13 protein-coding genes and 1 riboswitch are annotated in these 12,098 nt (G+C 51.9%); of the genes, 1 reads left to right on the forward strand and 12 read right to left on the reverse strand.

Going from position 1 to position 12,098, the window contains the following annotated elements; genetic code table 11:
• Positions 1-15: 15 nt before the first annotated feature.
• From cobO to cobJ, 11 genes are read right to left on the reverse strand one after another with little or no spacing between them, the layout of a single operon-like run.
• Positions 16-588: a cob(I)yrinic acid a,c-diamide adenosyltransferase gene (cobO, locus tag H2C83_RS15880; RefSeq protein WP_181742160.1), complete on the reverse strand. Its 573-nt coding sequence runs from the start codon at positions 586-588 to the stop codon at positions 16-18.
• Positions 578-1,981: a cobyrinic acid a,c-diamide synthase CobB gene (locus tag H2C83_RS15885; RefSeq protein WP_181742161.1), complete on the reverse strand. Its 1,404-nt coding sequence runs from the start codon at positions 1,979-1,981 to the stop codon at positions 578-580. The genes cobO and H2C83_RS15885 overlap by 11 nt, the downstream gene beginning before the upstream one ends.
• Positions 1,974-3,089: a cobalt-precorrin 5A hydrolase gene (locus H2C83_RS15890; protein ID WP_181742162.1), complete on the reverse strand. Its 1,116-nt coding sequence runs from the start codon at positions 3,087-3,089 to the stop codon at positions 1,974-1,976. The genes H2C83_RS15885 and H2C83_RS15890 overlap by 8 nt, the downstream gene beginning before the upstream one ends.
• A complete protein-coding gene (gene cobM, locus H2C83_RS15895) occupies positions 3,086-3,883 on the reverse strand; it encodes a precorrin-4 C(11)-methyltransferase (protein ID WP_181742163.1) in 798 nt (265 codons plus the stop codon). Before cobM ends, H2C83_RS15890 begins: the two co-directional genes overlap by 4 nt.
• The gene (cobI, locus tag H2C83_RS15900; RefSeq protein ID WP_181742164.1) at positions 3,880-4,584 is read right to left on the reverse strand and encodes a precorrin-2 C(20)-methyltransferase; all 705 of its coding nucleotides are present in this window, start codon (positions 4,582-4,584) and stop codon (positions 3,880-3,882) included. Before cobI ends, cobM begins: the two co-directional genes overlap by 4 nt.
• Positions 4,581-5,825 carry a precorrin-6y C5,15-methyltransferase (decarboxylating) subunit CbiE gene (gene cbiE / locus H2C83_RS15905; RefSeq protein WP_181742165.1) on the reverse strand — a complete coding sequence of 415 codons (1,245 nt, stop codon included), beginning with the start codon at positions 5,823-5,825 and terminating at the stop codon, positions 4,581-4,583. Before cbiE ends, cobI begins: the two co-directional genes overlap by 4 nt.
• Entirely contained in the window at positions 5,818-6,924 is a 1,107-nt protein-coding gene (locus tag H2C83_RS15910) for a cobalt-precorrin-5B (C(1))-methyltransferase (protein ID WP_181742166.1), read from the reverse strand. Before H2C83_RS15910 ends, cbiE begins: the two co-directional genes overlap by 8 nt.
• A gap of 41 nt (positions 6,925-6,965) precedes the next feature.
• The gene (locus H2C83_RS15915; protein ID WP_181742167.1) at positions 6,966-7,625 is read right to left on the reverse strand and encodes a precorrin-8X methylmutase; all 660 of its coding nucleotides are present in this window, start codon (positions 7,623-7,625) and stop codon (positions 6,966-6,968) included.
• Complete coding sequence (gene cobK / locus H2C83_RS15920) at positions 7,615-8,400, reverse strand: precorrin-6A reductase (RefSeq protein WP_181742168.1); 786 nt, start codon at positions 8,398-8,400, stop codon at positions 7,615-7,617. The genes H2C83_RS15915 and cobK overlap by 11 nt, the downstream gene beginning before the upstream one ends.
• 27 nt (positions 8,401-8,427) lie before the next feature.
• Positions 8,428-9,237, reverse strand: coding sequence for a sirohydrochlorin chelatase (locus tag H2C83_RS15925; RefSeq protein ID WP_181742169.1), 810 nt, complete (start codon positions 9,235-9,237; stop codon positions 8,428-8,430).
• A gap of 35 nt (positions 9,238-9,272) precedes the next feature.
• Entirely contained in the window at positions 9,273-10,838 is a 1,566-nt protein-coding gene (gene cobJ, locus H2C83_RS15930; RefSeq protein ID WP_181742170.1) for a precorrin-3B C(17)-methyltransferase, read from the reverse strand.
• Here cobJ and H2C83_RS15935 point away from each other — a divergent pair.
• Positions 10,817-11,017, forward strand: coding sequence for a hypothetical protein (locus H2C83_RS15935; RefSeq protein WP_181742174.1), 201 nt, complete (start codon positions 10,817-10,819; stop codon positions 11,015-11,017). The two genes, cobJ and H2C83_RS15935, sit on opposite strands and share 22 nt — an antisense overlap.
• Positions 11,018-11,043: 26 nt before the next feature.
• A riboswitch (cobalamin riboswitch) is annotated at positions 11,044-11,230 on the reverse strand.
• Positions 11,231-11,739: 509 nt separating this feature from the next.
• Here the strand turns inward: H2C83_RS15935 and H2C83_RS15940 are convergent.
• Positions 11,740-12,098: hypothetical protein (locus H2C83_RS15940; protein WP_220184230.1), on the reverse strand; the 359-nt coding region annotated here is incomplete at its 5' end.

Genomic DNA, 12,098 nt, shown 5'->3' on the forward strand with positions numbered 1-12,098 from the left:
AAGCATCCTTTTTTATCAGAATTCGATTCCTTTAACTGACGAAATTCCTTCATTGTAATAATGTTTGACCGCATCTACCCTGGATACGAGATCAGCCAGTTCCATCACTTTTTCATCGGCATTTCGCCCGGTCAAAACAAGATGCGTGTGGGAAGGGCGGTTTTTTATCAAGGCCAGCACTTCTTCAAGCGGCAGAACATCATCCACCAGAAAGGACTTGATGACAAGAGCATTGTTGATCTCATCCAGAATGACCATATCGTAATTTCCACTCATTACTTCCTGTCTGGTAATCTCCCATCCCCGGGCAAGTGCCTGGCGATGTTCTTCCGGCGTTTTGGTCCAAGTAAAACCGATGCCCAGCTGGCGGATCTCAACCCCCAGCCGTTGCAAGGCAATTTGCTCTCCATAAGTCCGCTCCGGAGATTTGAGAAATTGCAAAACAAGCACTTTCATATCCCGTCCCGTTGCTCTTAAAGCAAGCCCCAACGCTGCCGTCGTCTTTCCTTTCCCGTTGCCGGTATAAACCAGGGTAAGTCCGCGCTGCTTTCCGTTCCCTTTTTCATTTGCCACCGTTTCATTGCTCATGGTTTTTCCTCCTGCTCCTGTATTTTTTGCATGCCGAAATGAAACGCTTTGCCATGGCCGGGTTGGATGCGAAATGAAGATGGGTATAACCGGCCAGCAGATTTTCACTTGCATATCCTTCCCGCCGTTTTCCCGATCGTCCGCTTGTTTCATAAGCCGAAGTGCGGTTTTTCGTTTTCCAGATCAGTGTCGAGTAGTGAAACTCATGCCCGCGTGCTTTTTCGCCCCGCTTGAGCAGCAGATTGTCAGTAACGGCCTCCACTTCCCGGTAACCAAGCGCAGACAGCCCGTCTTTCATCCGGACAACTGCCGGAATTACACCAGCCATCGGTCTGGTGTTTCCTTCCCGGTCGATGATCACTTCGGTAAGATACATATACCCTCCGCATTCCGCACAGGTCGGCATTCCCTCTCCTATCTTCCGGCGGAAGGAGTCTTTCACTCCGCTATTCCCGGACAATTCCCGCACAAACTCTTCCGGAAATCCTCCCCCGATATACAACCCATCAGCTTCCTCAGGCACGTGTTCTCCCCGAAGAGGGCTGAAAAATTGCAGACGGGCCCCGCCATGTGCCAGCAATTCCAGATTTTCCGGATAGTAGAAATTGAAAGCGGCATCCCGGGCCACAGCGATGGTGACTTCTTTTGCCGGTACATAATTGGCAAACAGTTGTTTTTCCGGCATTTCCAGCCGGGGGGCTTTGCTGGCAAGAGATTGCAGCCGGTCCAAATCAATCCCTTTTTCAATAAGCACTGCCAATCTTGCAAACAGAGAATTGGTTTCTCCCCGCTCAATTGCCGGAATTAAACCGAGATGACGCTCCGGGATGCTGATGGATGGATCGCGGGCAATCCATCCCAACACCGGGATCCCGCACTCCTGTTCGATGGCAGCCTGGACGAGACGGAAATGGCCTTCGCTTCCCCCCCGATTGGCTATCACCCCGGCGATGGGCACGGCCGGATTGAGGAGTTGGTAACCTTTCACCACTGCCGCAGCACTGCGCGCCATGCTGTCAATATTGATAACAAGAATGACAGGGCTTTGCAGCATGATGGCGATCTCCGCCGTACTACCCCTGTCGCTGAGGGGGCCTTTGCCGTCGTATAGCCCCATCACCCCCTCAATAATGGAAATGTCCGCTCCCCTGCTGCCCCTTAGAAAAATCTCTCTCATGGTATCCGGTGCCAGCATCCATGTATCCAGATTACGGGAAGGTCGCCCAGTGACGGCGGTGTGGTAACCGGGATCAATATAATCCGGTCCCGCCTTGAATCCCTGCACTTCAAGCCCCCGTTTTCCAAATGCCGCCATCAGTCCGAGGGTGACAGTTGTTTTGCCCACTCCGCTGCCCGCCCCGGCAATGACAATCCGCGGCCGGTCTTCACTCATTCTCCCTCACTCCCCTCAAAGGCGGATGCGGAACCAGGGCGACGGATATCGTCACATTGCCCGACTTTTTCTTGGGCAGGAGCAGTTCTTTCGCCCCTGAAGATAACAGGGCCGCCGGCTCGCTCACACCGTATGCTCCCGTATAGCGGTAAACCGTTGTGGACGGATTGGAAAGCGGAACCGTATTCAGTTCTGCGGAAGAATACACATCCATTCGCCAGTCGTATTTCCGGGACAAGGCAACCAGACCGGGTTCATCTTTCTTCAAGTCAATGGTGGCAAGGTTGCGGACGCTTTTTATGGAGAGATTCCGTTCGGCAAACGTCTCTGTTACGACCTGCTCCAACTCTTCCAGAGCCGTCCCCCGGTTGCAGCCAATCCCGATTACCAGTACTTTCGGACGATATAAAACTCCGTTTTGCAAAAAGCGCCCGGCTTCAGCAAGACTCAAACTGCGATGCGTAACGACAAGTGCAGCATCAAATTCACGCTCCCACGCCTCACTGGTTGAAGAGACAACCTGGATATGATCGGGCAGCGGCCGGTCACTGGTCCACCAGCCGGGTTCACCCGACTCCTGGATGATGAGTACTCTTTCTTCATTTACTACCGCCGCGCTTACCGGAGTCACCCGTTCGAAATTTTCCAATTCCCAGCCAAACTGGCTGCCGAACAGGTCAACCGGGATCGTCTCTTGCACATCGGAAGCAGTGGTGATCACCGGACGCGCATCCAGGATCTGAGCGAGGCGTCGCGTCAACTGGTTGGCTCCGCCCAGATGGCCGGACAACACGCTGATCACCTGTTCCCCCCGGTCATCGATCACCACCACGGCAGGGTCTGTTTTTTTATCTTTGAGCAAAGGGGCGATCAGGCGCACCACCGCCCCGAGAGAAATAAAGAAAATCAAACCGTTGTACCGCCAAAACAGATCGGGGAGAATCTGCCGCACCGATCCGGAAAAAAGAACTATCCCCCGTTTTTCTTCATCGCTCCGGGCAAACTTGTCCGGATAAAAAAGAACCGAACCAGGGAGCTCCCGAACAAGGCGGCGAGCCATTTCCACACCGTGCCTGGTAATGGCGACCACTGCAAGCGTTTGGCTCATGAGTTTCTTTCCCCTTTGCGACAGCCATGTGTAAAGGATGCATCGTAAAGTTTGGAGCGAAATGTTTCGCCCCGTTCGTGAAGATGGGGATCAAGCGCCCATCCGGCCAAAATCATGGCATGGTTGCGGATGCCGGCTTTTTTCATCTCCTGGTCCAGATTTTTCAGGGTGGAGCGTACAATCTTTTGCTCCGGCCAGGTTGCTTTGTATACGGCAGCAACCGGCGTATCCTCAGACCAACCCGCCTCCAGCAGTTCGTTAACCACTTTTTTGGTCAAAGCAGCGCTTAAAAACAGGGCAAGGGTGGTCTGATGGGCCGCCAGGTCTTTCAGTTTTTCCTTTTCCGGAACAGGCGTTCTGCCTTCAGCCCTGGTAAGGATCAGTGTCTGCGTCAGTCCGGGGATGGTCAGTTCCGCTTCCAATAAGGCACTTGCCGCAAACACCGAACTGACGCCGGGGATAATTTCAACGGGAATGTTTTCCTTTTTCAGCAAAGCCATCTGTTCAAAAATGGCGCCATAAACAGACGGATCGCCGGTATGTACGCGGGCCACGCTTTTCCCGTGACGTACATGATTTGCCATAAGACCGACAATCTGTTCCAGATCCATGCCCGAACTTTTGCATACGGTGGCTTCCGGATGGACCCGGGCCATCAGTTCATCGTTGACAAGCGAATCGGTATACAAGATCACATCGGCATTTTGCAAAATGCGCCTCCCTTTTACGGTAATCAGCTCCGGATCACCCGGCCCCGCCCCCACAATGTAAACTTTTGCTTCCAACCGGCTCATTTTCTCACCACCATCAGTGTCAGGTATCCCGGATTCTGTCCTTTCAGCTGGGCCACACTTTTCCAGACCACTTCCTGATCAGAAGTAGCTTTGGAAACAACCATCGCCCTGTCGTCCAGATCTAATTCCTCCAACAGGTCAATAATCATGTCGAGCACTTTCGCCACTTTGAGAAATACAACCGTATCATGTCCGGCAAGTGCTTTTCTCATCGCCTCCCGGTCTTTTGTAGCGGGAATGATGGCAATTTGTTCATCGCCGTCAGCCAGATCCACATTCAGACAGGAAGCGGCGCCACTGATCGAAGAGATCCCCGGAACGGAGGAAATTTTCACCTCGGGATGCAGTGCCTGCATTCTCCGGTTTAAATGGATAAAGGTGCTGTACAAAAGAGGATCGCCTTCGGTGACAAAAACCACATTTTTCCCCTGTGAAAGCCGCTCCCAGATCGCTTCAACCGTCCGGTTCCATTCCCGTTCCAATATTTCCGGATCTTGCGTCATGGGAAAGACAAGCCCCAACATTTCTTTTTCCCTGGGATCAATATAAGTTTGGGCAATAGACAAGGCATAGCTTTTCTCACCCTTTTTCTTTTTCGGGTAAGCAATTACCGGCGATTCCTTTAACAGCCGCAAAGCTTTCAACGTAACCAGTTCCGGGTCACCCGGCCCCATTCCGATTCCGTAAAGTTGTCCGATCATCCCCGTCCCTCCAATCTCTCCTTATTTCGTTTCCCTGTAATAACATAAACCGGATTGAGCCCTTCAAAACGGGTCATCTCCAGAATCGGCCTGCTTCTTGCTGTCTGCAGGAGGGTAATTCGCACGGAAAATCCTTCTTCCTTCAAACCTTCCTTTGCCCTTGCCAGGGTTTCCAACGCTGCGGCATTGACAACAATGCGGCCGTCGGGTTTGAGGCGGGAACAACAAACCTGAAGAATCTGTCGCAACTCACCGCCGCTTCCGCCAATGAAAACAGCATCCGGGGCTGGCAGCGAATTCAGCCCATCCGGAGCCTTGGCATGAATCACTGTAAAATCCGTGCGGAATTTCTTGCGATTGGACTCAATATTGACCAGATCTTCTTTGTTTTTTTCCACTGCAAACACCTGGCCCAATGGTGCCAATCTGGCCGCTTCTACGGAAACAGCCCCGGACCCCGCCCCGATATCCCAGACAACGCTGTTTGGGCGCAAACACAATTCAGACAAACTGAACACACGCACTTCTTTTTTGGTAATCAGCCCTTTTTCCGGCTTTCGCTGAAAAAACTCCCCATCTTCAATTCCCAGACACCAAGAGGGGACTGTTGCCTCTTTTTTCCATCTGAGGATGACGACATTGAGCGGGGAAAACTGCGCATCCGCCAACTCATCCAATTCCCACCAGCTGCATCTTTCGTCAGCACTGCCCAGATTCTCAGCCACAAACGCCTGATATTCTGTCATTCCAAACTGAAGCAAATATCTGGCAATCACACTTGGCGAACAGGTCTCATCGGTAAGCAAGGCCACCATTTTCTGCCCGTCAATGCGCTGCGCCAGCCCCCTGATCGGCCGACCGTGCAAACTTTCGATCCGGGCATGCTGCCAACTTTCTCCCATGCGCGCAAAAGCCAGCTGGATGCAACTGAGATGCGGATGAACCTCCACCCGTCCCGACCCCAGCCTGCAGATGAGCAAACTGGCAATCCCATAAAAAAAAGGGTCCCCCGATGCCAGGACAACAATATTCTTCTCGCTGCTGAGCTGTTCCAATTGTTCCAATACCGGAGTGAGTTCCCCGCAGATAAGAATCCGCCTGCCCGGATGATCAGGGAAAAAGGCGAGTTGCCGCTTTCCGCCTGCCAGTACATCCGCCTCTTCTATCCACTCCAGGTAGCGGGGAAACAAACCGTTCCGTCCATCTGCTCCGATTCCAATCACCTTGATCCGCTTAGCCACTTATTTCCGCCCTCCCCAACCGTTCTCCGCTCAACTTCACCAGTACCGTTTCCAGTTTGATTCCGCCTTCCACATAAACGAGGCACGCCCGGCAAATTCGTTCACATAGCAAGGTAAAAAAGAGAGAATTCCCTTCCTGTTCGATCAATTGTCCGGCATGGGTGGCATTGTTCGCCTTCCGGATTCCAGCGGCCAGCGTGGGGGAAGCACCGGCTTTTTCAGCCACCTGGGCCAGAAAGTTGCAGTCGACGGTCGAGTTTCCGGAATGGGCATTCATCTCTCCCCGTGCCACTTTGGACAGTTTTCCCATCATCCCTGCCAACGTTACTTTCAGCACACCGGCCTGTTTGGCGTGCTTCAGGGCAAAGCCGATAAAATTGCCGGCCTGGACAAAAGCTTCCTCGGGAAGTTCCGGATATATTTTCTGCGCCGCTTTTTCACTTCTTCCCCCGGTCGTAAACACCAAATGCCGATTCCCGTTCGCCCCGGCTACCTGCACCGCCTGGGCCACACTGGCCCGATACGCGGCAGTGGAAAACGGAATGACGGTTCCGCGCGTTCCCAGAATCGAGATCCCGCCGACAATCCCCAACCGTTCATTCAACGTTTTTTTGGCAATCTTTTCTCCGCCGGGAACCGATATAACTACTTTTACACCACGATGGATCGCAAAGCTGGACAGCACGTCTGTTACGGCCTCGCGAATCATTTTGCGCGGGACGGGATTGATCGCCGCCTCGCCCACGGGGACCGGCAGCCCCAGTTTGGTTACTTTCCCCACTCCCGCGCCGCCGTCAAGCCGGATGCCCGGTTCATCGCTCCAGGAAACAGTGGAGACAATGCGGGCACCATGCGTCGCGTCAGGATCATCACCGCCATCTTTGATCACGCTGCATTTTGCCGATTCTTCACTTACTCTGGCCTGATCTATGGAAAATTTGGCCTTCTTCCCGATCGGCAGCAAGATCTCCACCTCCCGGGCAGCTCGCCCGGTGATCAGGGAAAGCAGGGCCGCTTTGGTGGCGGCAGTCGCACAGGCCCCTGTAGTATATCCGGAGCGCAGTTTTGTTGACTGTCTACTTTCTGCCTGCTTTTTCATGACCAAACTCCTTCATGGTTGACAAATCCCCGTTCAGAAACTCATAACCCGTTTTGCGCCGCTTTTTCCGCCAAAAGGGAAAGAGCATTGACAATGGCCACCGCGACCGGGCTCCCCCCTTTGCGCCCCCGATTCGCAATAAACGGCACATCGCATTTCATCAACTCTTCTTTCGATTCGGTCGCTGAGACAAATCCGACCGGTACGCCGACAATGAGACCGGGTTTGGCAATTCCTTCCCGCACAAGCCGGATCAATTCCAAAAGGGCAGTCGGTGCATTGCCAATGGCAAAAATTCCTCCTTCCGCCTCTTTTACCGCTTTCCGCACGGCAATGATGGCCCGGGTCGTTCTGAGGCGTCTGGCTTCTTCCGCCACATCGGGATCTGCAATGGTAACCCGCACATTTCCGTCAAATCGGGTGATACGCGGCTTATTGATGCCAACCTGGACCATCTGGACATCACACACTACCGTTTTCCCGCCCAAAATCGCCTTGACCCCCGCTTCCACAGCTTGCGGATGAAAAACCAGGCTGCGCCCGAATTCAAAGTCGGCGGTGGCGTGAATAACCCGTTGCACGATGGGAAACTGTTCATCGGTAAACGGATGCTCTCCCAGTTCCTTTCTGATCATCTCAAAACTCAGGCTTTCAATCGCTTGCGGTTGGGTCGTAACCGGCTGAAATGGTTTATGGTGCATCCTGTTCACTCCTTCTCAATTTCCTAAGTACCGCGACTACCTCTTCCGCAGTGGAAAAAGAAGTGCTGTAATCCAGTTTCGGCCGCGAAATCATGATTACATCAATTCCCAGCTCCAGCGCTGATTCCACCTTTTCATCCACTGATCCGGCCTGCCCGCTTTCCTTGGTGACCATGGTCGTGATGCCGTAGTGACGGTACAGGGCCCTGTTCAGTTCCTTGCCAAACGGCCCCTGCATGGCGATGATGTTTTTCTGCCGGATTCCGAGTTCCGCGCATTTTTCCAGATTATCCCGGTTGGGCAATAAGCGGACGACCAGGCAGATTTCCGGGTCCAAGAGCAGTTTCCCTGCAAAGATATGCAGGGTTTTGCTCCCCGTAGTCAACAGGATTGTCCCCTTGCGCCGTGCTGCCTCTTCCGCCGCTTCTTCATAAGATGAAACCACGCGAATACCCGGATGATTTTTATACGGACAAACCGGGCGCTCATAGCGGATATAGGGAATCCCGCAGATCCGGGCCGCCTGGATAGCATTTCTGGAAGCTTCTTCAGCAAAAGGGTGACTGGCATCCACGACATGACTGCATCCCCGCTCCCGGATCAGACTTGCCATCTCCTGTGTCGCAAGCCTGCCCACCCTGACCGGAATGCCGGCTTTCCGCAAGCTTCCGGCCGCATTTTCAGTCACCACGGTTGCCAAAAGAGCAATCTGTTCCCGGTGCAAGCAAACAGCCAACCGGCGGGCATCGCCGGTACCGGCCAGAAACAGAACCATCAGGGCATCTCCTTTCTGCTGCCAGTCTTAACCATGGTGATGATGAGAATGATGGTGATGTCCCTCAGCCAATGCCTTTTCGGCCAGCTTTCTCCATGAGACTCCCGCCCCCTGCGCCACTTCTTCCCCTCTTCTCATTACAATGGGAATCAAGCCATCATCCACCCCCAGATAAGTACACAAATGCAACTCAACTTCGGGATGCCGCTCCTGAAATTGCATGACTTTTGACCGGATCCGCTTGACAAGTACACCCGTAAACAAAAGATACGGCAAAACGACAATTCTTTTGGCACCCAGGCGCATACAGCGTTCGATTCCGCCATCCAGCGACGGATCTGTCACCCCGATAAAAGAAACTTCCACCCACTTGAAGCCGGTTCTCTCCCAGAACATGCGCGCCAGCTTGTATAAATCACTGTTGGCGTACAAATCGCTGGAACCGCGGCCAACGATGAGAATGGCCGTTTGTTCATCCGGCTTCACGGCCCTTACCCGCTCTTCCAGAATGTCCAGTACGGCCTCATCGACTTCAACGGGGCGGCCGTAGCTGAACTGGACATTTGGATATTTTTTCTGCGCTTCATGAATCGCCAAAGGGATATGAACCTTGGCATGCCCGGCAGCAAACAACATCAAGGGAATTACCATGATACGGGTTGCCCCCCGTTCCACACACTGCTTCATGCCTTGCGGAATATTCGGCGACACAAGTTCCAGAAAACAGGTTTCCGTCGGCACATCCACAACTCGTGACAATTTGTCCGTAAATCGCAGCAATTCTTCATTTCCTTCCGGGTCCCGACTGCCATGGCCAACAAACAGGATTATGTCCACGCCCATTCCTCCTGTCCTCTCATGTATAAAGTGGATTACTTGCCGGAACAGACAAAACCGGCCACATTTTTTGCCCGTTTGAAAAACTTGTGGAACCGTTCGTTGGGATCTCCCTTGGCCGCATATTCCCTTACGACCCGTTCTACTGTTTCCACAAGTTTGGCAGGCGGGATCCCTTCCCCGATCTTCTGCGCCGGATGGGCACCAGTGCCGGTGCTCTTCCCGCCCAAAAACAGGTCAAAGGTTCCCCGCCGGTAAACAATTCCAATCTCTTCCGTCACTGCTCCATAGCATGCCATCCCACATCCGTTAAAACCGATTTTCAGCTCTCCGGGAACCTGAAGCCTGCCCAGGCGCCGGTTAAGCTCCTCAACATAAGGAATGGCTCCATTTTTTCTTCCCTCACAAAAATCGCAGGCTTTCAAGAGCACCCGATTTCCGGCAGGACTGACCAGCAACCCGGCGTCCGTCAACTGCTCTGCCACTTGATCAGTCTGATCGCCCGGCACGCGCAGGATGATGCAGTGATGCGGCGTATACTCGATTTCCCCCTCATCGCCGGCAAGGTTCGCCAGCAGGACAAGCTGTTGGGGAGTAAATTTTTTATTAACTACTCCAGGAGAGACCACCAACTCAAAAAGGGAAACCGGTTTTGTCTGCATATTACCTTTGTCTGGCGAAGCGGTTTTCCATTTATCCGTTTTGTCCGCTGAAACTGATTCGGAATATAGCCTGTTTGTGGCTTCAATCGACCACGGTTCAGCCTCCACTGTCAAGCGCTGGCGCGATTTCAATTCCTGAATCTCTTCGCCGAGCGCATATTTACGCTGGTAGCCGCGAGGGGTAATCATGAACCCTTCATAAACAAATGTCGTGGAATTGCCGATTAACACAGTGGTCAACATCCCGATCTCGTGATTTAACATATTCCCCAAAGTCGTCAGAACAGTATGTTGCTGTTGACGATAGGCACTTTTCACCAGTCCGACAGGTGTCCCGGGTGAGCGGTACTGCAGCAGAATCCGCTGCGCTTCTTCAATCTGCCGGGTGCGCCGCCGACTTTTCGGGTTATACAAAGCAATCACGAAATCAGCGGAAGCCGCCGCTTCAATTCGTTTGGCAATCGTCTCCCAGGGAGTCAGATGGTCGCTCAGGCTGATCATGCAAGCATCGTGCATAACTGGGGAGCCTAACAGAGAAGCGCAGGAATTGATCGCCGAAATCCCGGGAATTACTTCCACTTCCACACCCGTATCGGGGTGCCACCCTTTTTCGATCAGCACTTCGAAGACCAGTCCCGCGATCCCGTATACCCCCGCATCCCCGCTTGAGATGACGGCCACAACTTTCCCCAGTTCCGCCAGCCGCACCGCTTCCTGCACCCGTTTCACCTCTCCCGTCATGCCGGTCCGCACAATTTCCTGATCCGTCAGCAAATCCCGGATGATATCGACATAAGCGTTATAGCCTACAATCACTTCGCTTTCCCGGATCGCTTCACGGGCACGCTCGGTAATATGCCTGAAATGTCCGGGACCAAAACCGACAAGCAACAATTTTCCTTTTTTACTCACACCTCTTGTCACCTCACCTTGTTCCATCTGTGTTGTCTGATCCCAAAGCGTCAAAAGAGCGGGTACCTCCTGACCTGTTGCGCATAATAAAAAGCACTTTCCGCTACAACGAAGCAGAAAGTGCTTATATACGGTGGGATGCCATTACCATTCAAAGCTGTCTGGCTGAAAACATGGGTTCCAAGGCAAAGTCAGACCCGATATAAGCACCCTCCCTATCCGCGTAGGTCAAACGGTGCTGTCAGAAAAGGCAGGTCTCCTGGCTCATGGTCAACGTCTGTCTTTGCTCTGGCCTTCCCATCTTCCAAACAGTGGCCAGAACCCGACTCCCATTCACAGTGGCGGGACCGCGCCGGATTTTCACCGGACTTCCCTCTTCGGGAGTGTAACGACACTCCACCTTTTCCCACTCTATGTAGTTATTAATTTTCCAAAATAATTATATAATACAATTATAGAAACAATCAAGTCGAACCAATGGAACCCTGCCACCGATAATACTGCCTGTCTCAGTAACTTGTCATTTATCCCGGACTTTTTACTGAGATCATCGAATTTCATCGCAGAGGAACCCTGTCTGTCAATCCACTTCTCTTTACAACAAGATCTCATCCATCTCTTGGGAAAATCACGCGGGCACCGTACTGTACTGCTCTATATCCACTTTCACCCACCATTTGGATTCTTTTATCAATTGCAGACACAACGCCCGAATCAGATCCTCTCTGGTGTAGTCCGCAACAGTTTCCTGGTATCCTTTCCAAAAAAGCAGTTACTTTTTGTTGATCCAATCCCTCATCTTTTTTAAAACACTGGACGGAATTGCCCTGGCAACATCCAGATCAGGATACACATAGCGCAGACGGTCAATCGCTCCATTTTATCTTCACTAATAAATTAACTCTTCTCTTTACCTTGAAAAATCATCTTATTTCCATATCCCTATGATATATTTTCCATATCCCCAATTTGTATTTTGACCTAATTCAGAAGGGAATAATGACAATACATTTTCCGTTTCTATTGAATTAGGCAACTGATAAAACCACGTACTTCCAGGAGGAATCACCACTAATGAGTTCATATTATCACTAATAAATATTTGCCTTGTTATACTTGCAGAAATAGGATTAATTTTTTCTATCGGTCCCTGTATTATTGTAGTTTTAATATTTTGTGTAAACATTGGTGTAAGTAAAGAAATAAAAAACTTCCTTGAATATGTCCCAAATTCTTTTTGAAACAGTACTCTTCTTAGGGCACCTTTTAGGGCGTGTCTGATGAATC

Origin of the sequence: Thermoactinomyces mirandus (genome assembly GCF_013868055.1) — a bacterium.
Taxonomy (GTDB): domain Bacteria; phylum Bacillota; class Bacilli; order Thermoactinomycetales; family Thermoactinomycetaceae; genus Thermoactinomyces; species Thermoactinomyces mirandus.

What these genes read in the sequence shown, in the direction of transcription:
- cobO (WP_181742160.1), bottom strand. Translation starts at nt 588, where the DNA reads ATGAGCAATGAAACGGTGGCAAATGAAAAAGGGAACGGAAAGCAGCGC.
- H2C83_RS15885 (WP_181742161.1), bottom strand. Translation starts at nt 1,981, where the DNA reads ATGAGTGAAGACCGGCCGCGGATTGTCATTGCCGGGGCGGGCAGCGGA.
- H2C83_RS15890 (WP_181742162.1), bottom strand. Translation starts at nt 3,089, where the DNA reads ATGAGCCAAACGCTTGCAGTGGTCGCCATTACCAGGCACGGTGTGGAA.
- cobM (WP_181742163.1), bottom strand. Translation starts at nt 3,883, where the DNA reads ATGAGCCGGTTGGAAGCAAAAGTTTACATTGTGGGGGCGGGGCCGGGT.
- cobI (WP_181742164.1), bottom strand. Translation starts at nt 4,584, where the DNA reads ATGATCGGACAACTTTACGGAATCGGAATGGGGCCGGGTGACCCGGAA.
- H2C83_RS15910 (WP_181742166.1), bottom strand. Translation starts at nt 6,924, where the DNA reads ATGAAAAAGCAGGCAGAAAGTAGACAGTCAACAAAACTGCGCTCCGGA.
- H2C83_RS15915 (WP_181742167.1), bottom strand. Translation starts at nt 7,625, where the DNA reads ATGCACCATAAACCATTTCAGCCGGTTACGACCCAACCGCAAGCGATT.
- cobK (WP_181742168.1), bottom strand. Translation starts at nt 8,400, where the DNA reads ATGGTTCTGTTTCTGGCCGGTACCGGCGATGCCCGCCGGTTGGCTGTT.
- cobJ (WP_181742170.1), bottom strand. Translation starts at nt 10,838, where the DNA reads ATGGAACAAGGTGAGGTGACAAGAGGTGTGAGTAAAAAAGGAAAATTG.